Below are 24,238 nucleotides of genomic sequence, written 5' to 3'. Positions count from 1 at the left end.
TCATGGTCGTTCTCCTCACGGCTTGTTTCCATGAGGCCAATGTAACAGGACCTCGTTCGCCACTGGAGAGCGGCCGCCGCAATCACACCATGTCGTTTACTTTCCCGTCATTAATGCGGACCCCGTGCGTAACGGCCAATTGACACTTAAGATCAACCACGGCGCAACCAACGGTGTTGAGCGGTTTTTACAGATAAAAGTCGGAGATAGGATAGCAGCCTCGCAAGGCTTGGCTGTTGAGGGCGGGCAAGCTTCGGTGAATGTTGATATCAAGCCCGACGATATCCGTGCGGGCTTTATTGCCATTGGATTGAGCTATTCAGGCGCGTTTTCCGAGTTTGTCTGTGTTGATGAACGCGCCTCTGGTGACTTCATCCAAATCTTACCGGAGTCGATGCTGTCTCTGACACTTGATGCCTCGCAGATCGATACCCCCGTGGATTTCAACGGGTTTCGCCCTGCGCAAGTCTATGTGCAAATGCCCGAAGGCGACGAAATGTCAGGCCTCGCAGCTGCAATTCGTGCCGCGGCTTTGTTCGGCGCAGAGCAAGGAACAGTTGATTTCGGCACCGACGCCTTGGTGCCCGATGGCAATCTGTGGTCGACCAGCGTGATTGAGCTGGATGTTGCTACTTCTGGTTCCGAGAGTGAAATGGATGTGTCTCATGGGCAGCAGCGCCCAAGCCTGCATGTGCGCGGCACCAATCCTCAGCTGGGTTTGTGGCAATTGTCATCGGAGTGGGCTGGCGTCGCGGATGCGTCTTCCAGCGTGACACATAACGTGGATTCAGGCGTCACAAATACACAATCATTGCTGCTGTCAGATTTCAACGCCGACCTGCGTGAAATACAAGTTGTGTCCTCCGGGCAATTTCAAATTCCCATTCAATCGTCAGATATTCCTGAAGGAAAGACCGTTTCTGAAGTGGACCTTGTGCTAGCGGCGGGGCTGGACCCTACTGGCATGGGGGCAAGTGCAACAGTCTATTTAAACGATACACTTCTGGGGGCCAGATCCTTGGATAGTGGCATGCCAGAACGCGTTAAATTTGCTGTTCCAGAAGGATTGCTGAGCCGCGATAATCTACTTCGCGTGTTGTTTCAGCGCCAAGCGCTGGGTGGTCAATGTCGGATCAAGCCACAAGGATACGGCGCGCAGGTGTTACTTGGCAGCAAGCTGAACCTACAAGATGCGTCAGATGATGCGGAGCATTTTTACCAACTGCGCCAAGCATTTGGGGGCGGCGCTCAGATATTTGTCGATCCAGATGTAGGGTTGCCGCACGCTGAATTGATGCCGTGGCTGGGTAGTGTAGCCGGCACAATGGTGCCCGACCGTGCGCCCATTATTCCGCGGAATGCGCTGAACGAAATCGAAAATAGCATCCCGTTTATAGCCGTTTCCAAAACCAACCCCGGCGATACCGATCCATTGATCAAAGTCGACGGCGGGCGCATAGAAGTGCGTGATCGCAGCGGCAATATCATGTTCGATGGCGAAGCATTGGAACGTCTTGGGATCGTTCAGATTGTCACCCGCAATGGTGTAAAAGGATTATGGCTGCGTCCAGGCACCGGCCCGGCGCCTGATGTCTCCATCGACACCCCGTTTGTATTAGACCGTGGCGATCTGGCTTTAATTGCGCAGCAGGGTGTGGTGGTTGCAACCTCAACCAGCGGCAAGCCCCTGATTGACGTGGTATATCCTGATCGCACGAACATGATGCAAATATTAGATAGATACCGTCCTTGGATCGTTGGGGGCCTGTGGCTTGCCTTGACGTTGATCGTTTTGGCCGTCTTTCAGAAAATTTATCGCAACCGCCGCAACACACCGTCACCGGACGCATAGTAGGTATGGCGCTCGACGCAGAAAGCGAAGCGATTGGCACCTTGCTGCTGGATCGGGGATTTTTAACTCCCGACCAGCTATTTGCAGCAGAAGACCTTGCTGAGGACTGGGGAGTGTCGCTGGTCAAGGTGCTATTGGCACGACGGTGGATCACCTCGGACGAATTGTATCAACAGCTAGCCTATCACTATGATCTGCCGCTTGTGAACTTGATGGCGGACCGGCCAGATGATGTATTGATCCGTAAATACGACCCGCGCATGATGAATGACTTCATGACGGTCCCTGTCGGGGAAAAGGAGGGTGTGCTGGTTGTCGCCACAGCGCGCCCCGGTCCGGCCACATTGCTGCATGTTCGCGAGCATTATGGCACAGAGGTCAACCTTGTGATTGCCTCTCATTTTGACCTCTCTTGGTCGCTGCAACGCGCCTTTCGCGAACAACATTCTCATGAGGCCGTATTTGCTTTGGCCGAGATCGACCCCGAGATGTCAGCGCAACAGGTCATCACGCCGCCACAGGTTCTGGTGATCTATCTGCTCGTTTCTGCATTCTTGTTGGGGATCGCCTTTGCGCCCATCGGCACGTTGATCACCATCAATGTTTTGCTAACCGTATTTTACACAGGAAATTTCCTGTTCAAAGCGATCCTTGTCTGGGTCGGCGGTGCCGCGCAAGAATCTTCCTCGCGGTCGATTGCAGCCGAAGCTGCTTTGCTGCGCGATGACGATTTGCCGACCTATACCGTGTTGGTTCCGATGTTTCGCGAACCTGAAGTGCTGCCAATCTTGACCCAAGCTTTGCGCAATTTGGATTATCCTTTGGCCAAGCTGGATATCAAAATTGTTCTTGAGGAAGGCGATCATGAGACAATTGACGCCGCGCGCAAGCTGAACCTTGAGGGCGTTTTTGAGATCATCCGCGTCCCCGCATCACACCCGCAGACCAAACCGAAAGCCTGCAATTTTGCGCTGCGGTACTCACAAGGTGACTTTCTGGTCATATTCGATGCCGAAGATAAGCCCGAGCCGGATCAATTGAAAAAAGTTGTCGCTGCCTTCAACCAATCACCAGATAATACGGCCTGCATTCAATGCCGGCTGAACTATTATAACGCCCGCGAAAATTGGCTGACGCGAATGTTTACGTTGGATTATTCTTTGTGGTTCGACCTAATGTTGCCGGGTCTTGAAAGGCTCAAAGTCCCGATCCCGTTGGGCGGCACATCAAACCATTTTCGCATGGACGTTTTACGCGAATTGAACGCATGGGACCCGTTCAACGTGACCGAAGACGCCGATCTGGGTATTCGCCTCACGCAAAAAGGCTATCGTGTGGGGGTCATCGATTCCACTACATTTGAAGAAGCCAACGTCTCGATCCCCAACTGGATCAGGCAGCGCTCGCGCTGGATCAAAGGGTATATGCAGACTTTCTTGGTCCACAGCCGTCGTCCCGTGCATCTGTGGCGCTCGATCGGTCCAGCGGGTGTGTTCGGCTTTATATTTTTCATAGGTGGAACTTTTTTATCGGGCCTGCTCAACCCCGTATTTTGGACAATCTTCGGAATCTGGATGATCTTTGGCGAAGATGTTATCTCGCCTTACTTCCCCCTACCCGTACTATACCTGTCTTTGTTGAATCTATTGGCAGGCAATGGATTGCTCATTTACCTGACGATGGTTGCGCCGTTTAGACGCCGCTGGACCGATCTAGCGCCATGGGGAATTACGGTTGTTGGTTATTGGGTGTTGATGACAATTGCCTCTTACAAGGCTTTATCGCAATTGGTGTTTAACCCGTTTTATTGGGAAAAAACCCAACACGGATTATCCAAACACACGGCGAATGAACTGGCTGAAGCCAACCTTGAAGCTGAGGAGGTCAAAGGATGATGAGAGTCTCCGCTCGCCTCCCTGCCTTCATTTTGTTGTTCTTGACGCTGCTGGTCCCTCTTGCGTGGGCGCAAGCAAACGGCTTCGTATCTGAGCGTGTGATCATCCTTTGGTCCAAGGCGATAATGCAAGTTGACGGCCCAGCTGGCTACACTTCAACGGATGCGTTTTTCCCTCCCCTGCCCTTTGTTCTCTCTATTGCGTTGCAATGGGTTAGCGGTGGCACAGCAGTCCCTATTCCATTTTTGCTGTCGGCGGCGATTGGGGCGATGATGCTGATGATGTGGTACAGCAATCTGCGCGTGAACGGCGGCATTTCAACCCTGACCAGTTGCTTGGCGGTTGCGTTGCTGGCGCTAAACCCGTTTTTCCTAAGGGTTCTTGCCGAGGGGCCAGAGTCTGTTCTGACCCTGATGGGCACTTGGCTGTTTGCACGCGGGATCGTAAATTTGCGGCTGACCGGGAATGCACCTGATATGATGAAAGTGGCAGTTGGCCTGTTGGTAGTTGCGCTGTCCAACGCCTATGGTTTGCTTCTGTGCCTTGGTGCCTTGCCCTTCATGATTGTCGCCGCACGGCCCAGCATGTTGGTGGCCTCCTCGGTAGGCTATCTGATCGCGATGTTCTATCCTGTGGTCGCCGCCGTATTGTCATTGCTGTTTATCAGCAAGATTTTCGACAGTGCACTGATACCACTGCTGACAGAAGCCCCCGTTGAAATACCGTTGCAAAGCCATTTGGTAATTCTTGCTGGCTTGGTGCCGATGGCTTTCGTTGCAGTCATGCGCAATATGCTTATCCCTCACTATATGATGCCGCTACTGGCCGCCTTCGGAACCGTCTGCGGTGCATATTGGCTGAACTCTATGCTGCATGTCGAATCTGATCCCACATTGGCGATCGCACCGATGCTGGCAGTGCTCGCTGTCTCGATACGGTTTTGGCCTCAGCTTGCCTTGAGAGAACCGATAATCCTTGCACTATTGGCGCTGGGTTTGGTGCTGTCACTGTCTTCTTTGCGTGCAAACCCCATAGCCGAGACGCGTAATTGGTTCTACGCGCTGGCGGGCAGCAAAGTTGAAGGGCATGAGTTAACACAAGATGTTGTCAGCTTTCTGGATGGAAAAGATGGCATTATGGTTGATGTTGAGAGAAATCCAGAGATCGTGTCGCAGATTGGGGAGATACAAAACCTGATTGTGGCAGGCGACACGGTATATGATTGGGCGTTGGAGGGAGGAATCCTGCGTGCGGAATATGTGTTGGTACAAAACACATCTGATCAGACTATAGAAACAGACCGCATTTTGCGGCGCTACCCAGCACTTTCAGAAAATCGGATGCCGTCTTATTCGCAGGTGTTCTCGAATGTTCGGTGGCGGGTTTTTAAGCGAGTTGAATCATGAGGGGATGGAAATGAGCCAACGTATTATGGCGGTCGATGATTCTGATATTGCGCAGGAGTTTATCCGCAACAATTTGGCCGAATTGGGATTTGACGATGTTGTCAGCTTCCTAGACCCGCGCGTTGCCTTGGATGCCATAGAGACAGGTGCCGAGAAAGCGGATCTAATTTTGATGGATATTATGATGCCCGGCATCGACGGGATCGAGCTATGTGCAAGGATCAGAGGATTTGATGCGTGGCGGGATGTGCCGATCATCATGCTAACCAGCCGCAAAGATATGGAATCTTTGTCACGTGCCTTTGTTGCGGGGGCAAATGACTATGTGACCAAACCATTTAACCGGATTGAGCTACAAGCACGGATGCGTAGTTGCTTGCGCCTGAAGTCCGAATTGGACCGCCGCCGTGCCAGCGAACATCGGGGGGCCAGCCGCAAGCGACTGGGCGTAGATAGCACACCAGAGCCAGTGGCATTACAAGCTTTGCTGGGCAATCAGTTAGGCATGCGTGCAGACCTGATGAGTCTTTCAGCCAAGACACAATCGACTGTAGGTTTGATCGCCCTGAAAATTGATGGCTTAACCGCCGAACATGATATTTCAACATCTCAGCGAACCGAAATAATCCAAGCCGTTGCCAAAGTCCTCGCCAGAGAACGTATTTGTGCGGGGGATAGTTTTGCCCATTGGGAAGATGATCTGTTTTGCTTTGCAGGGCTGCATAAAAATGAGGCGCAGCTGGTCGAGTGTGCCAAGGGATTCATCCAATCTGTAAATGCCGCCAAAATTGCTCTCAATGGCGGGTGGAAAAACACACCTGTCTCTATAAGTGCGGCGGTTTCCCCTACAGGCAAGGCCACGATCGGGTCGCGCCTTGGGCAACTGATAAAACTGGTCGAAGCGAATGACAACGGTACTACCTCCGAGACAGTGACAATGCTGCAATAAGAATATGAGATCGCCAAACAGATGACGCATATACTCCAGACGCCAGACACAGATGTCCCCTTAGCAGAGGGGGGAAGACGCGTTGTCGTCTCAATCTTCGTTTTGATTGTGGTTTTCATATTGGGCATCACGCAATTGGTGCGCTTTGACTACAATCGCACTGTACGCGAAGCAGAAGACCAATTGGCCTTTTCCGCAGAGCTATACGAACAAACCGTCGAAGCCAGTTTTGCCATAGCCAACATGCAAATGTGGAACATGATTGACCGCCTTGCGATCACGCCATTTGAGAAGAATGACGTGATCGAAAACCGCTATGGAAGTCGCATGCGCGACACTCTGCGCGATATCGAACAAGTTGACAGTTTGGTGCTAATAAACCCTGAAGGAAATGTAGCGTGGTCCTCTATCGAAGCGTTAATGGGTCAGCACCTTGGCGACCGTGCGTACTTCCAAGCTGCTCTAAAGCTGGGCAGGAACCAGTATGCCGTTGGGGTCCCACTCATTGCACGTGGCAGCGGGCGGCGGTTGACGCCGATTGCTTGGCCCGTGGTGTCGCCCAATGGCAGAGCGCGTGGCGTTATCGTGTCCTCATTGGGAGAGGATTATTTCTCGGACTTACTAAATCTCACGGATATCCCTACCGATATGCACGTCAGGATACAGGCTGCAGATGGTGAAGTCGCTTTCCAATCCAATGATATGACACGCGACGCGGAAGACGTTATCATCAGTGCGTCTCGAAACCTTCCGACACTAGGTTTGGTTATAGAGGTCAGTCGCAGTAGAACCGCTGTTATGACAGGCCTCTATCAGCGCACCGCCATTTTTTTACTGATTGCTACTATCTTGTTTGCAACCACGATCGGCATGGCGCTCCGACTAAATGCCAAATCCATTCAGTTGGCTAAGGGACTACATAGGTCAAAGCAGGACAATGTTAGAATTGTCGCAGCGCAACGTGAATTTAATACAATTTTTGAGAATGTTGGCGATGGTATCATCATCTTTACCCAAGATGGGAAGTTCCGACGCACCAACAAAATGGCCCGCGAAATTATGGGTCAAGTTGACAATGCAGCTACTGTTACGTTGCTTCAAACATTGCTCCCCGAATTTTCAGAAATGAACACTGATTTTGCAGCCGTTAGAATTAAGACAACAGATGATCAGGTTGTGCAGTGCCGCGTTATGAAACTGACGCTCTATGATCAGGAGGTCGCCTATTGCGTACTCACGGATGTCACTGCAGAAGAACGTCTATTGACCGCCCGTGATCATTTCATCACGTCGATCAACCATGAATTGAGGACACCTCTTACGTCACTCGCAGGATCGCTTGAGCTGTTAGAAGATCGGTTTTCCGCTGATTTTTCTGGCCCTGCTGAACGGCTTGTCAAAATGGCGGCACGCAATGCCGACAGGTTATTGGTCTTGGTGAATGACATCTTAACTTTGCAGGCGATTGATCAGGGCCAGTTTCACTTGCGCGCCAAGCCTGTGTCAGTCAGTGCAGCCTTAGAGGAAGCCGTCTCGATCAACTCGGGCTATGGGTTGGCCGCAAAGGTTGGCGTAGTGAGTGAGCACTCCGAACCCGGACAGGTCTTTGTTGATCCTGATCGACTACAGCAGATCTTTTCAAACCTGATATCTAATGCAGTCAAATATTCCCCAAAAGGTGGTGCTGTAAAAATAGGTGCGCGTGAGACGGATCAGGAGATCACATTTTACGTGCGTGATGCTGGTCCTGGGATTCCGATTTCTGGCCGTGCCCGCCTGTTTGATCGCTTTACCGCACCTGTTCACAATAAAGGTGTACAGGCAGGCGGCACTGGTCTGGGACTTGCAATCACCAAGCAGTTGGTTGAACGGCAAGGCGGAAGCATTTGGTTCGAAACGCAATCCACTGACGGAGAAGCTGCGGAAACTGGGACCACATTTTTTGTCAAATTTAAGTTACACACGCCACCCGAAACGATGCTGGAGACTGCTAAATGAAAGTTCTATTTGTAGATGATGAAGCAGATATCCGTGAGATGATCGAAATCGCCCTGATGATCGAAGACGATATTGACGCGACATATGCAGCCAGCGGTGCTGAGGCCATTGCCCTCCTCAAAACGGAAGACTTTGACGTGATCCTCCTCGACGTGATGATGGTGCCACCAGACGGACAAGAAGTGCTGCGCGTTGCACGCACACTTGAACGCCACAAAAACACGAAAATTATCATGTGCACTGCAAAAACGTTGAAGGAAGCTGAAACGGAACTAATGGAAATGGGCGCTGATCAAGTTTTACATAAGCCCTTCAAACCCGTTAAATTAGCTGAATACTTGCGAAACAATTGACCGATCCAAACTTTTGGGAACGGCGAATAGTTTAAAAAAGACAACATTGTTCGTTGCTCAGCCGGAATTTACGGCAAGTAGTGAACAACAATTCGGGCGTCGAAGCGCCCCTTCACGAGATTGGATATCCAACGTGTTCAGATCCGGACTTTCGACTTTGTCATGTGCATCCATACTATGGGTGCTCGCGTATTCTGGTGCTGCAACAGCAGGTGCATGGCCACGCGGCGAAGGAAAGTCATTTCTTTCTTTTTCAATCGATCAAGGATTATCCAGTGATGGCTCTCCTTATGCTTCATTATTTTACGAGTATGGGGTTAACGAACGGTTAACACTGGGGATCGATGCAGGGCGTAATCTCACATCAGGAAATCAATTTTCAATTGCATTTGCGCGATCCTCTTTTTCAAAAGGCCCCAACCAATTTGCCTATGAATTAGGCGTCGGCACAGATAAAAATGGGGGTGAAACCAAAGCAGCGCTCCGCCCCGGCCTGTCGTGGGGGCGGGGCTATACAGCATCATGGGGCGACGGCTGGCTTGGCGTTGAAAGCACGTATATGTTTTTGGAAGATGGCAGCGGCTTGGGAAAGTTAGACAGTACCTTTGGCGTGAACAACGCAAACGGGGCGCTGACAATCATCCAGCTACAATATTCGAAAAGGTCAGATCAAGATAGCTCCATCGCAATCGCTCCATCTTACGTGTTCGAAGCGCGCCCGAATGTCTACATTGAGACTGGAATAGCATACCAGTTTTCCAGCAGCACGGCATCTGTAAAGCTGGGGATTTGGTCTCAATTTTAAACCGCTTCTGAAGCGTCCATCAAAGGGCAGGTGAACCAGAAAACGGTTTCTTGGTCCGGCTCACTCTCAAATCCGATCGTGCCACCCATCAAGTCAATCAAGGTGCGCGAGATGCTCAGCCCCAATCCGGTGCCGCCTCGCTGACGCGCATCGGAGCTGTCAGCCTGTGAAAAGGGTTGGAATATTTTGTTGCGAAATTCTTCGGGTATACTCGGCCCTGAATTGATCACTGAAATTTTTATGTGGGTTGGTAGGGCTTCGACAGTAAGCCGAACAGTTGTCTCTGAATGCGCAAACTTACATGCGTTCGACAGCAGGTTTGTCAACACCTGAATAACACGTTTTTTGTCTGTTGAGATCATCTGTTCGACTTCAAGCCTCTGCACTTCGACCCGGACATTCCACTGCGAAGCGTAAGTTTCGATTTGTTGGGAGGCGTCATTCAAAATCTCGTTTAGATCAAACGAATTCACTTCGACGTTTAAATTTCCAGAATTCATTTTTTCCATGTCCAAAATATCGTTGATAAGACTTGCGAGGCGATCTGAATTTGATAAAGCAATCTCTATCAATCGATCGGAGCCTTTAGGTTTTCCGGCTTGCGACTGAGCTTGTAACAGTCCGAGCGCGCCTTTGATTGAAGTTAAAGGCGTACGAAGTTCATGGCTGACAGTGGCGATAAAATCACGCTTCATTCGCTCCAATTTTAAAGTTTCTGTGACATCCATCTGTATTCCGAGCATCCTGATTGCGGTCCCATCTGGGGCACGCTCCACCACGACAGCATCTGACTTGATCCAGAGCCATTCATCATTTCCGCCCTTCACGCGAAAGCGAACTTCGGCTCGATCTGTGCGACCTTCAATACAGTCCATCTCTGCTTTTTTGAAAAAGGCAAGATCATCCGAATGCATGCGAACCATCTGCTCTTGATAGGGGTTTTTGCATTTCGCAAGAGGTTCAGAGCCCATGTTCTTGCGCCAAGTATCTGAAACAACTGAAGTTCCGTGTTTCAAGTCAATATCAAAAACGCCAATTTGGACGCTCATCAGAGCTAGGCTCCACCGATGCTCCGCCTCAACAATCTCCTTTGCATGCCGTTCGATGGTGGTGATATCACGCATTAAGAATGTAATCCGCTCTTCACCCTCCGCAGTGAACCACGTCTTCTTTTCGACTTCGAAAATCAACGGTTCAGCCTTCCCGGTGGTCGAAGATACTTGAAGTTTTGACCACCCATCGACACTTTGCAGATCCAAGTCGGGCAGTAATTCATTGAGGGGAATTTTAAGCAGACACATCTCGCTCGTGAGCGGCAACAGAAGTTTCAGCGCGGCCTCGTTAACATGGAGGATTTCCCATGACTTATTTACAGAGAGGATCGCGAGCATCGCATTTTCGAGAATAGAGCGTTTCTCTTTGTCTTGCGTTTCAAGGTCCCGGGTTTTTTGCGCTACCGTGACAGCGATTGTCTGGTTTTTCTTGATCAACACACGCAAGACTGTGCTAATTAATGCCGTAATCAAAAGTCCCAATGTTAAAACAATCCACCTTACTCGGAATGGCTGAAGGGCATCAAACTTTGGTGTACTTCTCAATGACATGGAGAAGACTTGTCCGAACTTCTCAAACGATTGACGGCTGCTATATTCTGGTGCATCAATGCCCGTCGCGGGTATAGTTTTGGTATTATAAATAGCTGTCCCGGTATTAAATTCGGCTTGTATTCCTATCATTTCCCTTTGCGTAGTTGTTAAGTCTGTGAAAATGTTTTCAACATTCAACACCGCGAAGGCAAAGCCAATAAAATCTCTTTTCTGCGGATTTAAAGGATATGTAATTTGCAACGGTTTGTAGATTGGTTTCAGTAACAATAGGCGAGAGTCACCAATTTTAGGAACGAGATTTGGAAAGTTACCGGCTAAAAGAGTTTGACCCGTATCACGAGCTTTTCTTGCGATAGCAAGGAGATCAGGATTGTTTGCAAGGTCCAGCCCCAGAAACATTTGGTGGCTGGCGAGCGGCTCGATATATTGCACAATAAAACGATCGACCTGAAGCGTGGTGGGCGAAGTTTTGAACTGACTAGGGTTATCAGTGAGCGCGAATAAATTACCTCGCACGCTATTTTCTTCTGGGACCGCCGAGGCAAGACCGATCGCATCAGGAACGAACAAGTTATCATTCGTATTCAGTGCTTTAGTAAAATTTGACATCTCTAACCCGGTTACGTTGTCAGATGCCATCACTAAACCATTAAGCCCATCAAGAACCCGACTGTAGCCTTCGAAACGTCTGTCGAGAGACGTGAGACTTTGCTCCACCATAACTTGAAAGGCTTCTTGCGATCTGCTTTGTGCAATTTTATGCACCAGTGAAAATGAGAAAAAGGATAGCCCAAGAAAAAAGCCCAAAGTGATCCCTTGGAACCATCGCGCACTGCGATCTGAATGCATCTCTCACCTATTGAATGTATGAGTTTCGAACACAATAGAAAACACGTAGCGCACTGATATGGTGCCACTGTAGTTTGAGTTATAGTTGTCCCGCAAGAGGGGCCACAATATGATGAGCTACCCCCTGAAGTTGGGACACTGACGTAAGCTGCAATTTGTTGTCTGTTGATCTTCAACACCAAGGAGATCGACGATGTCGAAAGGGAAGTAACATCATCCAGAATTCAAAGCCAAGGTGGCGTTGGAAGCGCTGAAAGACGAAGAGCTGGCCAGCAGGTTCGGGGTTCACCTATTACTGGCAGCACATGCATTGCATGTGTGAGAGACGACGATGATCCATCAATGGAAACGGGCTTTGCTGGAGGGCGCGTCGGGTGTTTTTGAGCGGCGATATCCGGAAAGCCTCGGAGATTGACGAAGAGACGGCGTAAAAACCGCTCAGCGACATAGCCCTTAAAAACATTCAGGGTGTATTTTGTGATGCCGTTCAGACTTATCGCCAAAAGGTAGAGACCAGATAACATCATCAAAAGAGTAACTTGGCTGAAGCTGTATCCAAGCATCTCAATCGGAAAACGGCCATCGTCCAGCGCATTATTCACAATTTGCTTGGGCAATTCCAATGTCAGATATAGAATTGGCAAGGTTAACAGGCTCAAGAGGATCATCTGTCCTTGCTGTTTTCTGGAGTATTTCAACACTGTTTTGAAAAGACTGGCCTCCAACCCGCGCAAAGGTTCTGGATGCCTGTGAAACAGACGGTCAAAACTCCAAACCTTCAGGGTGCCAACAATCAAGTAAAACACCGTGACGGCCATGAACATGACAGGCACCAACGCACAGATCAGATGGATAAACGGGTGAATCTAATCTGGTGCCTTATCATCATAGGCATATCCAAAAATCGCCGCCAAACGGTGCACCAGGATGTGATATTGGCCAACTACGTTCACTGGCGGTTTTCACTCTTCCGATCCGATGTCAGGTGGTCGTGAACCAATATCACTCCCCACATACCAGCCTCGCGATGACCGGGAACAAGACATACAAACTCAAGATTTGTTGTAGATGAAAACGTCCAGACCAGCTCTGATTGCCCGCCACTTGGCACAGTGACAGAATTGGCCTCGTCATGCGCCATGTCGGGGTATTTGCGCATCCATTGTTGGTGCTTTGCGACCTCATCGAAGGATCCCAAATAAAACTCGTGATCCAACGCCCCATCGTTGCGGATGACAAACCGCACAACTGAACCTGTTTTGATCGCGATGACGTCCGGTTGAAACAGCATATAGCCGCTCTTCGTTTCTTTGATCGTGACGTCGATGACCTCCGTTGCGGAGGTTCCGTTCGCGGGTTCCCCGATCGGCTGGTGATCTAGCGCTTCATAAGCACGATAGTGCGGTCTTCCGACCTGATCCGCATTTGCATGCGCAGCAGTTGCCAGCATAGCTGCGCATGTCATCGCAAGACAGATGAATTTGAATGACATTTCGGCCACTTTCTTTGAAATTGGGTTGGAGACAGAACAGGGGAAAGCCTCTCTGGGACCGCACAGTGACGGTAGGCAGGGGTACCAGTTGCACCGATACCCCTGACAGAAGCTTATTTCACCTGAACCACCGTCAGTTTGCCCTTCACTGGCTCAGCTACGAATTCAATCGCTTGACCCGCAGACATTTTGGCAAGAAGAGCCTCATCCGCGCGGAACACCATTGTCATTGCTGGCATGTCGAGGTTCAACAAAGGCCCGTGGTTGATTGTGACTTTACCGCTTTTGGCATCCACCTTTTTGATGGTCCCACTGGTATAGACGATGTCTGCTTGCGCGACTTGTTCGCCAACTACGACCTCGCGGTGCATACCGGATTCGTAGTGGCCTGGGATCAGGCAGGCCGCTTCAAATGTGCCGTCATTTGAAAAGGTCCATACCACTTCTCCCGTAGCGCCCGCATCAAGGCGGATGCTGTTTGGATCGTCGTGTTCCATGTCAATCTTGGACATCTGGATTTTATGGGCCGCATTGCCTTCAACAGTATCCAGTACAAATTCGTGCTCCAACTCACCTTTGTTCTGGAAGGCAAAGCGGATGGTTTCGCCCTTCTTAAAGGTCAGTTCCTCGCCCTGAAGCAGCATTTCGCCGCCTTCAGTTTCCACCATGGTGATGGCGATTGTGCGGTCCACTTTGGTCGCATCTCCTGCCATGCCAATCGGGGAGGTTTTGGCGTCTGCATGGCCCCCTCCATGGGTACCCGCCGCATAAGCTGGTAGGGTGAGGGTAAGGGCAAAGGCCGTGGTCAAAAGTAGTTTGTTCATCTTGTTTTCCTTGGGTTTAAAGTGAGTAAATGGTCGAGAAGGGCTTCAACCTTCTCTTGTCGATTTCGGTGTGAGGATGGTTTTGGGGCTGTTGTTTGAGGCAAACTCTGGCAGCTCGCCTGTCCATTCATAGGCTTGCTCACCGGGAGGGTTTTTGTACCAACCGGGATCTTCGTAATCGTCGGCCTCAATCCCCTCGCGGACCTTGACCACCGAGAACATGCCGCCCATTTCAATCGGGCCATGTGGCCCCCAGCCGTTCATCATCGGTATGGTGTTCTCGGGCAATTCCATCGTCATCTTGCCCATATCGCCCATCCCTGCCGTACCCATCGGCATATACTCGGGTTGGAACTTGCGCATTTTCTGGGTCAGTTGGGTTTTATTGACGCCGATGAACGTCGGCACATCATGCCCCATCGCATTCATCGTATGGTGCGATTTGTGGCAATGGATCGCCCAATCCCCCAGATGATCCGCCGTGAACTCATAGGCCCGCATCGCACCAACTGGGATGTCGATGCTCACCTCAGGCCATTGCGCACTTTCGGGCACCCAACCACCATCAGTGCAGGTTACCTTAAAGTCATAGCCGTGCATGTGGATCGGGTGATTGGTCATTGTCAGGTTGCCAACCCGCACACGCACCTTATCGCCTTTGTTCACAACCAACGGATCAATGTCGGGGAAAATTCGGCTGTTCCACGTCCACAGGTTGAAATCGTTCATCGTCATGATCTTTGGCACATAGGTACCCGGATCAATGTCGAACGCGTTCAACATGATCAGGAAATCGCGATCCACCGGCATAAATGTCGGGTCTTTGGGGTGGACCACAAACATGCCCATCATGCCCATAGCCATTTGCACCATCTCATCGGCATGCGGGTGGTACATGAAGGTACCGGACTTGGTCAGATCGAACTCATAGACAAAGGTCTTGCCAGGCTTGATCCCCGGGTGGCTCAGCCCCACCACACCGTCCATACCTGAAGGCAAGATTAACCCATGCCAATGCACCGAGGTGTTTTCTGGCAATTTATTGGTGACATAGATACGCACCCTGTCGCCTTCGACTGCCTCAATCGTAGGACCAGTAGATTGACCATTATAGCCCCACAAATGTGCAATCATGCCATCCGCCAGTTCCCGCTCGACCGGCTCGGCAACCAGATGGAATTCTTTCACCCCGTTGTTCATACGATAGGGCAAAGTCCAACCATTCAGGGTCACGACGGGATTGTAATCCACGCCCGAGGACGGGCGCGGTGTAACGGCCGTGGCGGCACTATCCATCAGGGCTGCTTCTGGCAAGCCCATGTTGGAAGTTTGGCTCCACGCTTGTGAGGAAACAAGGGCCGCACCTGCGGTACCTGCTCCGAGTAGTTGACGTCTGTTCATCATTTCAATCTTCCTTTTAATGTCCCGCGCCGCCGCCAGCGGCCAATGTTGCACCACCGCCGCCTGCACCACCGCTGCCAGAGCCGCCGCCATAAATCGCAGCGGTCAGATCAGCCTGGGCCATGAAAAATTCACGTTTCGCGTTTGCAGCTTCCAACGACGCACTCAGCTTTTCGCGCACGTCAGTCAGCAATTCGAATGTGTTGGTGATCATGCCGTTGTACGACAGCAGCCCCTCGGCCTCGACGGTCTTGCGGAGTGGGACCAATACATCGCGGTAGTGGCGCGCGATTTTGTAAGACGCGAGGTAGGTCTTCTCGGCCCCCCGTGCCTCGGAGCGTACGTTTACCGCACGTTCTGCCAACACATTGGCGGCTTGTAGATAGGACAGCTCAGCCTTACGCATCCGCGCTTTGCCCGTGTCATAAATCGGGATCGCAAATTCCAGCTCCAACTGGGGTGTGAATGAACTCTCCTTTTCTCCATCTTCTATTTCGCGCTCCAGCTCGCCTCCGGCGATGATTTCCAGATCCGTTACCATCCGCGTTTGATCTGTCAGGCCAAATGCCGCAGCTTGTGCCTCTAGGCCCAGTTTAGCGACCCGCAAATCCACACGGTTACGCAGTGCCTTTGCTTCGACATTGCGGACATTCCCTGCTGACTTGGGCAAGGCGGGCAAAGCATCAGGCACATAGTATTCGGCCGATGGCCCCCACAGGCCCATCAACTGGGTCAACGTCTCTTTGGCACTACTTGCACTCATGCGTGCCTGCGCCAGTTGACCTGCCAATTCTGCGTTGAAAGCTTGTTCGCGGGCCTGTGCTGCTTTGTTCAACGCACCTGTCTCGCCCAGCTTGCGCGCCAGTTCAGATCCCGCATCAGATGTGGCTTTGGCCCGCTTAAGATAGCTGACCGTTTCAAACGCCGCGACGGCGTTAATCCACGCCTGACGTGTCTGGTTTGCCAAGGTCAGTGTATCATTCACCGCCTCTAATTGCGCTGCACGAAAGTTCACATCCGCCAAGGCGCGGCGTTGTTTACGGGTTTGCGCGTCTAAAATATTAACCGCGATCATGCTCTCGATGGCACGATAAAGCCCCAGTTCAGCCGCCCCAATCCCGAGAACACCAACAGAGACAACGGGGTTCTCGGGAGTTGATTGCTGCCATGCCTCAGCTGCGGACAAACCTACATTTGCGTAGGAGGCCTGTAATCCCTTGTTATTGAGCAGGGCCACCTGAACGGCCGTGTCCGCCGATATTGTCTTGCCTTGAACCATGCCCTGAACTTCACGTTTCAACGCTTCGTTTTCAGCTTGGGTTTGTGCAAAGACTGTCCGCTTGCCAATGGCAGGCGTGACCTGACTGGCAACATTGGCAAAGCCAGCTTTTGGCTCAGTATAAGCGCTGGGGATTACAGTGGCGCAGGCCCCCAATGCCAATGGAAGCCCTACGATAAGGGACAATTTTGAGAGGCGCATCAATTTCCCTCCGACTGTTCTTGATTAACAGTGCGCCAGTCACGTGGACCGGTCGGGCTGCGATAGCTGTAGCCAGCCAGCGGGTCTTGGTGCTGAACTGGTGTGACAATCGTCTTATTTGCAATCTCTTGCTGCGCTGTGACGACAGGCAAAGGAGTTGGCGTATATTTCAAAGGTCTGAAATCTTGGGCACATGCGCCAAGAGTGAGAGCGGAAGCCCCCAAAAGAAGATAAATTTTCATGAGTAGTACCTGATTGAAGGTCTTCGGGTTTACACACGACAAGCGTACGCAAAACGAAGGCTCAGCTATGAGCCTTAGATCAAATCAGGAATTGGGGAGGGCGTAAAAATCCAGATGCAATAACCGACCGGGATTGAGCAGTGGGCATCAAATATTTCCCCGACAAAGCAGGCATAAAGCCGTCTACACTATTGTCAGTCAACACCACCGAGGTGCAAATCCCGTTGCAGCATTTTCCTGCAACCTGTTCATCGGTATCCGTGTCTGATGCGGCTGTATCACCGTGCTGTTGGGTCATATCCGAATGGGCGACATGCGGATTTACATCGGAAATCTTAACGTCAACCGAAGCACCGTGGGTGCTGCCATGCATACCAGACGCCGCATGAGTGGCTGACGGCGGCGCAAGCACCAAAGCAAAAGCAACCGCGAAGCACGCGATTGATTTCAGCCAAGAAGAGAGGGTTTTGCTCATGTTCATACCCGACACTTGATTGACAGCACAGCCGCTGTCAATCGGTCCAGCGCTGGAAGGTTGCCAAGTTTTTTTCAAAGAAATCCAAAGCGCCCCAAATGCATTCTGCATTTCATCAATCACAGCATGCCAAACAGCATCCAAAGCCCCATAACCAACATCATCAAGTTTTCAGTGAGCGAAATAAACCCCAAAGGTACGTTGCTATCGCCGCCAACGCAGGCACATTTCAGCTCGCGTTTATCGAAATACACTGCCTTGATCACAGAGATCGCCCCGACGCTACCAATGACAATGGCCACAGGGGCCGCGATCCAGATCAGCGCACCCGCTGTCATCAAAACGCCTGCCAAAGCCTCCCCGAACGGGTAAACTTTGCCATAAGGCACCCACCGCTTTGCCAGCAAATCGTAATTCAGGAACATTGTGGAGAAACTCTCGATGTCTTGAAGCTTTTGGACCGCCAGAATGCACATCGACAGGGATATGAACCATTCGAAAGCGCGCATCGTGAAGAAGTTGCCAAAACTATACCACGAAAGGCCAAGCGCCATAAAAAGCGCCATCGCAAAAATGGCAATAACAGGCTGGTAAGAGACGCCTGACTGCTCTGCCTCGGGTTTATCGAGACCGAAATAGATTCTCAGATCATCATATCCACCGACCCGCTCATCCCCAATAAAGGTCTGAGGCGTGGTTTCGACACCGTGGCTTTCCTTAAACGCATCCGTCTGCGCCCGTGTCGTGAGGGGGTTGTCGTCTACCTCAAACCCCTGACGTTTTAGGAGATCCAGAGTTTTCAGGCCATATGGGCAAGTGTGATCCGGCATCACCATCCGGTAGACTGTCGCTCTTTTGGCTTTGTGATCATGTTGCATATAAGTTTTCCTCATTTACCATCAAGTTCCGCGGTGGCGGCTGGTCCGCCCTCAAGATCAATGATCAGCGCTTTCATCTCATCAATCTCCAGACGCTGAGCCTTAATGATATCATCAGCCAGCTTGCGAACCCGTGGGTCAGTGATGTTGGCGCGTTCACTGGTCAAAATCGCAATCGAATGGTGCGGGATCATAGCCCGCATCCACGAAGTGTCATCAACCGTGGTCTGACTACGCACCAGAAAGAGCGAGCCTGCAAAAATGACGGCACTGCCTACAAAAATTGCGAAATTAGCCGTTCGGTTTGTGTACATGCCAAACATGAATGCCAACATGATAACAGCCATCACAGCCCCCATATAGATCGCCATATAGGTCCGTGTTTCGCTGAAAAAGATGTGATCAAGCGCATAGGTATTCAGATACATCAATCCCAGCATGACAACTGTGGACGTAATGATCATTGCAAAAAATCGCCAATAGGACACGGGGATACCTCCTGTATTTATGCTCTATAGGGGTAAAACAAGTATCCAGCGCTGGAGGGTTCCGAGATTTCACGAAGATTCTATATCGCTTAAGTCCCCATTTAACTTTCACGAGGGCTGTTGATCGCCAAACCTGCCATTCGTCCATCGTGCCGCATCTTCAATGGTCGGGAAGACGGTAATCCGGTACAAAGCGCCAATTCAATGCGGAGGGTAATGCCACATGAGCTACAAACTGTACTACGCGCCAGCAAGTGCATCATTGGGTGTCAGGGTCATTCTTGAAGAGATTGGAGCCGATTATGAGCTCCTTCCAACCAGCACAGAAACGGGCAAACCCCGGCCGCAAGCTCATCTGGCATTAAATCCGAACGGCTGGGTACCGGTTCTCATTTGGGATGAGAACGCGATGTACGAATGCGCAGCGATAGCGATTTTTCTTTGCGATCGTCATCCTGAAGCCAAACTTGCACCTACGGTTAATGAACCCGAGCGCGGATTATTTCTTCAAACGTTGGTTTATTTTTCCAATGCTGTGCAAAATGCGTTCCAGCTTGATTACTACCCAGATCGTTTTGCTGACACGCCTGCGACAGAACCGAGTGCGCAACGCCGTGGACTTCGACGATTACGCGAGACTTGGAAGGTCATTGACGATCAGATTGGGAACAATAAATGGGTGATTGGTGATCGTTTCAGCGCTGCGGACATCTATTTATTCATGTTGACTACTTGGCTCAAGCCATCGCGGGGGCAGCCATCGACACAGGAGTTTCCAAACGTAAAGCGTATCTCCGACGCTGTGGCGCAAAGACCTAGCGTACAGATTGTGTATGAAAAATGGATATCGGAGCAGCCAATTCCCAGTTGAGTTTAAAATGAGGACCGAACGGCCCAGACCAGACCTTGACCGGCCATCGCATGCCGCGCTGCAGCTTCCCGGAAGCAGACATTAATTGATCTTCAAATTTTTCCATCCACAGGCGGCTCTCTATGCGCAGTTGCACGACCCGCACACTGCATGTTAGTCGGGCCATAGCCATTCTTGGGTATGCTGCTCAGGTGTCGGTTAGGGCTGGCTCGGTGATTGCACACCTTGCCAGCCTGAATAGGTACGGCCCAAAGCTGCCGTTTACGTATTGCGTAACAAACGGCAGCTTTGAGACGGTAAAGTCAGATGCTGTAATCTACACGACCCAACGAGCTTCGGGCGGTTAATACAAATAGACGGCTGTCAAAAGTGCAACAATGTCATTGGCCTCATTGTAGAGCGCCAACGTTTCACCATTGATGCGGTAGCTTTGAGTGGCTTCAAGGGCCAGTGCGAGTCTTTGCTCCATTGCACCCAATGGTGGCGGGCATGCCATGAGTGTCGCGGCTGAGCGGCCAAAGCTCAATGTTCCGTCTTGCTGCGCGAAGTCGCCCATCATCCCATTGCACCCCACTGTTGCTGAAAAGCGACCCTCATTTTCGCGTAGGATCACGTGTGCTTCGTGGCCGCCTGATGGCAGGCCCACAACATCCTCACCTGCCAGAGTATCAATCTTCCAGTAGATATTTGTCAGTGAAGCATCTGCGCGCTGGCGTTCACAGATAACGTCGGGGCGGGTGCGAACAAACCGATCCACAACAAGACTACGCTGCTCTGGCCCCTCCATCGCGGGGCGCATCAGCAAGGAACCTTCGACATTCACGTAAAGCGGAGCGCCAGCGGCCGATTGATCGGCAAGATATGCCTGCTCCATCGCAAGGTAATCACCGTCCATGACCACGGGATAGCTGCGCCCTGTGCGACACTCCTGAAACACCGCAGCATCCGCCATATAGGTCATCATGCCGCCGAGAAAGACATCCTCGACATCGGATTCATCCAGCGTGCCGTTTCCGGTCAGTTCATAGGGAAGGTCGGACATGATTACATTCCCGTTCACGTCTAACTGCCTGATTTTGTTTGGTGCCTTAACTTCCCACTGGTTGGGTGTGTCGGTCAGACCGGGCAGGACAATCGTCTTGCTTTGTGCATCCGAATACCAAAATCCGATATCGTCTTGAATGTTGTCGCCAGTATCACTAGCGCGGCCCAACCATTCCCGGCGCAGATGATAGCCTTGGTCAGCCCACAGATCGAGGTGATACTTAATGCCCTCACAGTCCGCGCAAGGAAGCGTGCCTGTGAACGTTGCAGGCAGTTGTAGACCGTGCGCGCCGATTTGTGGTTGGTCGGTAATTGCATTGCTCCGCGCCTCTGAGGCAACCCGCACCATGATAAGATTAACCTCATCCGGTGCTCCGCGCGTGATAACGGGCGCAACCGTGTCGGTCGTAAACATCATACGATCACCGGTCCAGAGCGTCGCGCGAACCGCATAGCTGTGGTTTTGCTCAATCTCGCTCGCGTCATACTCGATCTCAAACGCGTAAGGTGGGCCACCTGCATTTTCGATTTCGATGCGCCCCAGCTCATCCGCTTGAGCGTCTGCACGAGAAACATCGGCGAGGGTCACAACAAGGCGTGCATCTGCTGGCGGCATGATCCGCTCACGGAAGGTCGCCGTGCCTGTAACTGTATCAGCCGACGCAACTCCTCCGAAGGAGAATACAATCGCCAGAACCATGGTCGTAAAGCGGGAGTAAAACATTGGAATTTCTTTCTATGTCGAAAAGTTCGTTCAAAAATATAGAGTTATAGCTTTGATATTAAAGCATTACAAAACTCTCACTCGGGGCGCAAAGGCTTCCTGTTCCAGTCGATATCACCACCTGCCAAGCTTGGATTACCTGCCGCCAAGTCCGAAGGCGTTTCTCCGCTATCATTCAGCACGGCCCCATCTGCGCCAACCTTGAGCAGCATCTCAACATTCTCTGGCGTCCCAAACTGAGCTGCGACGTGAAGTGGCGTCCCGCCGTTGTTGTCGCGCGCTTCAATTTCAGCGCCGACATCAACCAGTGCGGCAATGCCTTCAGGCCGTCCATATCGCGCGGAGGCATGCAAGGGCGTTCCGCCCTCTTCATCACGGGCGTCCAGTTCAGCACCCGCATTGGCCAGAACAACAATGTTTTCTGAAGGGCCAAATGAGGCCGCAATATGAAGCGCACCTCCAGCACCTTCCCTGATCGGGCCAAGATCCCCCCCGAGATTTACCAACGTGGCGACATTCTCGGGTGGTCCGAACATTGTTGCGATACTCAACGGCATGAAGCCGATATTATTCTGCGCATTGATGTCATACCCGGCTGCAACCAGCGCGGCGATAGCATCGGGAGTCCCAGCAATTGCCGCGATGTGTAGTGCCGTTGCCCCACTCTCATCGCGTGCGTCGATATCTGCAGCCTCAATCGCGTTCATAACACCAACAGTTGTTGCTGTTTCCCACCAGGCGCCGTCACAAAGCTCCTTACAATCTTCGGCAAAGGCGTTTGAGGCCATCAAAAAGCCAGCAGTTATTATAATTACAGGTATTTTCATCAGCTTTCCTTAAAGGTTCTCGCAATGGCAATGATGGCCAGCCCGCCGACCCAGAACGCAAAGAAAAACACGAGCGCATTTTTGAAGAGTTGGCCATAGCTCAGAGCGTTCAAGTCAATGAACGGATAAGGGTAGATGCCTGTGAAGGCTCCCCTGATGAGCGCATAAATGACATAGATTAGAGGCCATAACAGGCTCAGGACCGCATTGCGCCACGGCATGGGTCGTTTCGGGGCGTAGGCTATCCACCACAGTAAAGTGGCCAGTGGCGTCGCGGTGTGAAGTGCTTGATCCGCCCACCATGCAAGCCCGGCAGGGGTGCCGAATTGCGTGAGTATCACATGGTAAACAATACCTACGATCAAAATCCACAGCGTGAGCGACGCAAGCCAGAAAGCCGACTGCATGCGTCCGGTTGCAACCATGCGCGCAAAGGTGATGAAGACCATGAAATTGGTCAGGATGGTAAAAAATATGGCCATAAGCCAAATTGCCGGGCCCAGTGCGCCGGTCAGCTTGTAGGACACGACCAAGTGCGTTCCGAGTGCGGTGAGTGCAATCGCGGCGACAAGAGCGGCTGTAGGGCGAGAATAATTATTCATGACGGCATGTTTACCGCGTTTCCATGCGTGAACAAGGCCTTGCGGTGCATTTGAGTTTTTCTGAAAATGGCAACATAAGACACCAACAGCACGCAGTAGGAAACTTTGTACGACATAGCCTGAGGCTCTTTCCCAATCAAATAATACTGATTTGGTCTGGGAGAGCGGCCCTTGGCGCAGAGCGCAGCGAAAGTCCGCTCTCCGCCCTCGGTGTCGATCAACAATAGGCCCCAAAACTCCTACGACTAGCCAAAATCGTCAAACGACCTTACAATAATATTACGCATATGCAGACACGCTTCGTGACTGCTGTAATTCGGAGCGAAGGACATGGTTGAGCCAGAGACATTTACGTTCCTTGCAGATCTTACAATGAACAACCGCAAGGTTTGGATGGATGCACACCGCGAGGAACGTGACGACGCTCTGCGCAATTTTACGGGCATCGCGACGACACTCCATGATTATGCTGATCGTTTTGACCATAACGTGGCCGAGGCAAGGTTCAAACCAAAGCAAAGTTATTCGAAGTTCTTTCAGGAAGCGCGTGAACGTGTCGGGCCCGGCTTATACCGCACGGATGTTGACGTGTTCGCCAACGCGGGTAACCCAACTGAGAGCGTCGGATATTACCTTCATATCGAGCCCGGGAATTGCCACGCAGGGGCTGGGCTTTTCCATCCCTCGAAGGCAGCACTTGCAAGCCTGCGCAGATGCATGGTTGACGACCCGCAAGGAATTAAGGAGCTCGTGAACGAGCCGGAGTTCAAAGAGATGTTCGCAGATGGAATTGTCACACGCAAAGTGCTGAATACTGTTCCAGACGGTTTCGATAAGAACGATCCGGCCGCAAAATATTTGAAAATGGTCGGTTTAGGATGCCACAGGGATCTGCCAGATGCGCTTTTGCTGGAAGACGACGTGATTGAGCAATTGATTGACATCTTTCGCTTAGCCAGCCCGCTGGTCAGGTATTTCGAGTGATTGGACGGAAGCTCTGCGGACGAAGCTGCTATTGGATAAGCGTCTGAGACGCTTGTTTCAGATCGGTCCGAACGGCCACGAATTCTCTCAAACCACGATCGTTATTTTTTTGTCTGGTAAGGTCATCAGGATCAGACACAAGGCATTTTTCCTGGGGGCAGCCCTCGATCAAGGTCATTTTGAGCGTGGAGA

22 protein-coding genes are annotated in these 24,238 nt (G+C 51.3%); 9 read left to right on the top strand and 13 right to left on the bottom strand.

The features are described from left to right. Positions 1–124: 124 nt before the first annotated feature. Genes GGR95_RS15625 through GGR95_RS15595 form a run of 7 tightly spaced genes read left to right on the top strand, consistent with a single transcriptional unit; the run spans position 125 to position 9,258 of the window. Complete coding sequence (locus GGR95_RS15625) at positions 125–1,852, top strand: hypothetical protein (RefSeq protein WP_184567525.1); 1,728 nt, start codon at positions 125–127, stop codon at positions 1,850–1,852. 5 nt (positions 1,853–1,857) lie between these two features. Continuing rightward, a complete protein-coding gene (locus GGR95_RS15620; protein WP_184567522.1) occupies positions 1,858–3,747 on the top strand; it encodes a glycosyltransferase family 2 protein in 1,890 nt (629 codons plus the stop codon). Next, positions 3,744–5,153, top strand: a complete 1,410-nt coding sequence (locus GGR95_RS15615; protein WP_184567520.1) for a hypothetical protein — start codon at positions 3,744–3,746, stop codon at positions 5,151–5,153. Before GGR95_RS15620 ends, GGR95_RS15615 begins: the two co-directional genes overlap by 4 nt. 10 nt (positions 5,154–5,163) lie before the next feature. Beyond that, a complete protein-coding gene (locus tag GGR95_RS15610) occupies positions 5,164–6,102 on the top strand; it encodes a response regulator (RefSeq protein ID WP_221384946.1) in 939 nt (312 codons plus the stop codon). Positions 6,103–6,123: 21 nt separating this feature from the next. After that, positions 6,124–8,100: an ATP-binding protein gene (locus GGR95_RS15605; RefSeq protein ID WP_184567516.1), complete on the top strand. Its 1,977-nt coding sequence runs from the start codon at positions 6,124–6,126 to the stop codon at positions 8,098–8,100. After that, positions 8,097–8,453: a response regulator gene (locus GGR95_RS15600; protein ID WP_184567514.1), complete on the top strand. Its 357-nt coding sequence runs from the start codon at positions 8,097–8,099 to the stop codon at positions 8,451–8,453. Before GGR95_RS15605 ends, GGR95_RS15600 begins: the two co-directional genes overlap by 4 nt. A gap of 13 nt (positions 8,454–8,466) precedes the next feature. Further along, positions 8,467–9,258, top strand: a complete 792-nt coding sequence (locus tag GGR95_RS15595) for a hypothetical protein (RefSeq protein ID WP_184567512.1) — start codon at positions 8,467–8,469, stop codon at positions 9,256–9,258. Here the strand turns inward: GGR95_RS15595 and GGR95_RS15590 are convergent. From GGR95_RS15590 to GGR95_RS15545, 10 genes are all read right to left on the bottom strand, one after another. After that, positions 9,255–11,672 (bottom strand): ATP-binding protein, encoded by a 2,418-nt coding sequence (locus GGR95_RS15590; RefSeq protein ID WP_184567510.1) that lies wholly within the window; start codon positions 11,670–11,672, stop codon positions 9,255–9,257. The two genes, GGR95_RS15595 and GGR95_RS15590, sit on opposite strands and share 4 nt — an antisense overlap. A 266-nt stretch (positions 11,673–11,938) precedes the next feature. Beyond that, positions 11,939–12,538 carry a hypothetical protein gene (locus tag GGR95_RS15585; protein WP_184567509.1) on the bottom strand — a complete coding sequence of 200 codons (600 nt, stop codon included), beginning with the start codon at positions 12,536–12,538 and terminating at the stop codon, positions 11,939–11,941. A 125-nt stretch (positions 12,539–12,663) separates the two neighbouring features. Then, positions 12,664–13,206 (bottom strand): cupredoxin domain-containing protein, encoded by a 543-nt coding sequence (locus tag GGR95_RS15580; protein WP_184567507.1) that lies wholly within the window; start codon positions 13,204–13,206, stop codon positions 12,664–12,666. A gap of 113 nt (positions 13,207–13,319) precedes the next feature. Further along, positions 13,320–14,030 carry a copper-binding protein gene (locus GGR95_RS15575; protein ID WP_184567505.1) on the bottom strand — a complete coding sequence of 237 codons (711 nt, stop codon included), beginning with the start codon at positions 14,028–14,030 and terminating at the stop codon, positions 13,320–13,322. Positions 14,031–14,075: 45 nt separating this feature from the next. Beyond that, on the bottom strand, positions 14,076–15,434 hold the full coding sequence (locus GGR95_RS15570; protein ID WP_184567503.1) for a multicopper oxidase family protein: 1,359 nt from the start codon (positions 15,432–15,434) through the stop codon (positions 14,076–14,078). Between the two features lie 13 nt (positions 15,435–15,447). Continuing rightward, the gene (locus tag GGR95_RS15565; protein ID WP_184567501.1) at positions 15,448–16,911 is read right to left on the bottom strand and encodes a TolC family protein; all 1,464 of its coding nucleotides are present in this window, start codon (positions 16,909–16,911) and stop codon (positions 15,448–15,450) included. Continuing rightward, on the bottom strand, positions 16,911–17,153 hold the full coding sequence (locus GGR95_RS15560; protein ID WP_184567499.1) for a hypothetical protein: 243 nt from the start codon (positions 17,151–17,153) through the stop codon (positions 16,911–16,913). The genes GGR95_RS15565 and GGR95_RS15560 overlap by 1 nt, the downstream gene beginning before the upstream one ends. A gap of 79 nt (positions 17,154–17,232) precedes the next feature. Next, positions 17,233–17,634, bottom strand: a complete 402-nt coding sequence (locus GGR95_RS15555; protein WP_184567497.1) for a hypothetical protein — start codon at positions 17,632–17,634, stop codon at positions 17,233–17,235. A 113-nt stretch (positions 17,635–17,747) separates the two neighbouring features. Beyond that, positions 17,748–18,506, bottom strand: coding sequence for a glutaredoxin family protein (locus GGR95_RS15550; RefSeq protein ID WP_246423415.1), 759 nt, complete (start codon positions 18,504–18,506; stop codon positions 17,748–17,750). A gap of 11 nt (positions 18,507–18,517) precedes the next feature. Beyond that, positions 18,518–18,970, bottom strand: a complete 453-nt coding sequence (locus tag GGR95_RS15545; protein ID WP_221384945.1) for a DUF305 domain-containing protein — start codon at positions 18,968–18,970, stop codon at positions 18,518–18,520. A 247-nt stretch (positions 18,971–19,217) separates the two neighbouring features. On the opposite strand from GGR95_RS15545, the gene GGR95_RS15540 reads away from it, so the two are divergent. Continuing rightward, positions 19,218–19,865: a glutathione S-transferase family protein gene (locus GGR95_RS15540; RefSeq protein ID WP_184567493.1), complete on the top strand. Its 648-nt coding sequence runs from the start codon at positions 19,218–19,220 to the stop codon at positions 19,863–19,865. Positions 19,866–20,208: 343 nt separating this feature from the next. Here GGR95_RS15540 and GGR95_RS15535 read toward each other — a convergent pair whose 3' ends face one another. The 3 genes from GGR95_RS15535 to GGR95_RS15525 all read right to left on the bottom strand — a co-directional run bounded on the left by GGR95_RS15535 (position 20,209) and on the right by GGR95_RS15525 (position 23,062). Continuing rightward, the gene (locus tag GGR95_RS15535; protein ID WP_184567491.1) at positions 20,209–21,633 is read right to left on the bottom strand and encodes a YbaY family lipoprotein; all 1,425 of its coding nucleotides are present in this window, start codon (positions 21,631–21,633) and stop codon (positions 20,209–20,211) included. 77 nt (positions 21,634–21,710) lie between these two features. Beyond that, positions 21,711–22,460 (bottom strand): ankyrin repeat domain-containing protein, encoded by a 750-nt coding sequence (locus tag GGR95_RS15530; protein ID WP_184567489.1) that lies wholly within the window; start codon positions 22,458–22,460, stop codon positions 21,711–21,713. Beyond that, the gene (locus GGR95_RS15525; protein WP_184567487.1) at positions 22,460–23,062 is read right to left on the bottom strand and encodes a Pr6Pr family membrane protein; all 603 of its coding nucleotides are present in this window, start codon (positions 23,060–23,062) and stop codon (positions 22,460–22,462) included. The genes GGR95_RS15530 and GGR95_RS15525 overlap by 1 nt, the downstream gene beginning before the upstream one ends. A 330-nt stretch (positions 23,063–23,392) precedes the next feature. Here GGR95_RS15525 and GGR95_RS15520 point away from each other — a divergent pair, with 330 nt between their 5' ends. Then, positions 23,393–24,046: a DUF2461 domain-containing protein gene (locus GGR95_RS15520; RefSeq protein WP_184567485.1), complete on the top strand. Its 654-nt coding sequence runs from the start codon at positions 23,393–23,395 to the stop codon at positions 24,044–24,046. The last annotated feature ends 192 nt before the right edge of the window (positions 24,047–24,238 follow it).

Source organism: Sulfitobacter undariae, from assembly GCF_014196805.1.
Lineage (GTDB): Bacteria > Pseudomonadota > Alphaproteobacteria > Rhodobacterales > Rhodobacteraceae > Sulfitobacter > Sulfitobacter undariae.
This window is presented reverse-complemented; position numbering and strand designations above follow the sequence as displayed.

Bases quoted from the DNA above. Each gene is read 5' to 3' on its own strand.
- GGR95_RS15620 (WP_184567522.1), top strand. From the start codon at position 1,858: ATGGCGCTCGACGCAGAAAGCGAAGCGATTGGCACCTTGCTGCTGGAT.
- GGR95_RS15615 (WP_184567520.1), top strand. From the start codon at position 3,744: ATGATGAGAGTCTCCGCTCGCCTCCCTGCCTTCATTTTGTTGTTCTTG.
- GGR95_RS15610 (WP_221384946.1), top strand. From the start codon at position 5,164: ATGAGCCAACGTATTATGGCGGTCGATGATTCTGATATTGCGCAGGAG.
- GGR95_RS15605 (WP_184567516.1), top strand. From the start codon at position 6,124: ATGACGCATATACTCCAGACGCCAGACACAGATGTCCCCTTAGCAGAG.
- GGR95_RS15600 (WP_184567514.1), top strand. From the start codon at position 8,097: ATGAAAGTTCTATTTGTAGATGATGAAGCAGATATCCGTGAGATGATC.
- GGR95_RS15585 (WP_184567509.1), bottom strand. From the start codon at position 12,538: ATGTTCATGGCCGTCACGGTGTTTTACTTGATTGTTGGCACCCTGAAG.
- GGR95_RS15580 (WP_184567507.1), bottom strand. From the start codon at position 13,206: ATGTCATTCAAATTCATCTGTCTTGCGATGACATGCGCAGCTATGCTG.
- GGR95_RS15575 (WP_184567505.1), bottom strand. From the start codon at position 14,030: ATGAACAAACTACTTTTGACCACGGCCTTTGCCCTTACCCTCACCCTA.
- GGR95_RS15570 (WP_184567503.1), bottom strand. From the start codon at position 15,434: ATGATGAACAGACGTCAACTACTCGGAGCAGGTACCGCAGGTGCGGCC.
- GGR95_RS15565 (WP_184567501.1), bottom strand. From the start codon at position 16,911: ATGCGCCTCTCAAAATTGTCCCTTATCGTAGGGCTTCCATTGGCATTG.
- GGR95_RS15560 (WP_184567499.1), bottom strand. From the start codon at position 17,153: ATGAAAATTTATCTTCTTTTGGGGGCTTCCGCTCTCACTCTTGGCGCA.
- GGR95_RS15555 (WP_184567497.1), bottom strand. From the start codon at position 17,634: ATGAACATGAGCAAAACCCTCTCTTCTTGGCTGAAATCAATCGCGTGC.
- GGR95_RS15550 (WP_246423415.1), bottom strand. From the start codon at position 18,506: ATGCAACATGATCACAAAGCCAAAAGAGCGACAGTCTACCGGATGGTG.
- GGR95_RS15545 (WP_221384945.1), bottom strand. From the start codon at position 18,970: ATGATCATTACGTCCACAGTTGTCATGCTGGGATTGATGTATCTGAAT.
- GGR95_RS15540 (WP_184567493.1), top strand. From the start codon at position 19,218: ATGAGCTACAAACTGTACTACGCGCCAGCAAGTGCATCATTGGGTGTC.
- GGR95_RS15535 (WP_184567491.1), bottom strand. From the start codon at position 21,633: ATGTTTTACTCCCGCTTTACGACCATGGTTCTGGCGATTGTATTCTCC.
- GGR95_RS15530 (WP_184567489.1), bottom strand. From the start codon at position 22,460: ATGAAAATACCTGTAATTATAATAACTGCTGGCTTTTTGATGGCCTCA.
- GGR95_RS15525 (WP_184567487.1), bottom strand. From the start codon at position 23,062: ATGAATAATTATTCTCGCCCTACAGCCGCTCTTGTCGCCGCGATTGCA.
- GGR95_RS15520 (WP_184567485.1), top strand. From the start codon at position 23,393: ATGGTTGAGCCAGAGACATTTACGTTCCTTGCAGATCTTACAATGAAC.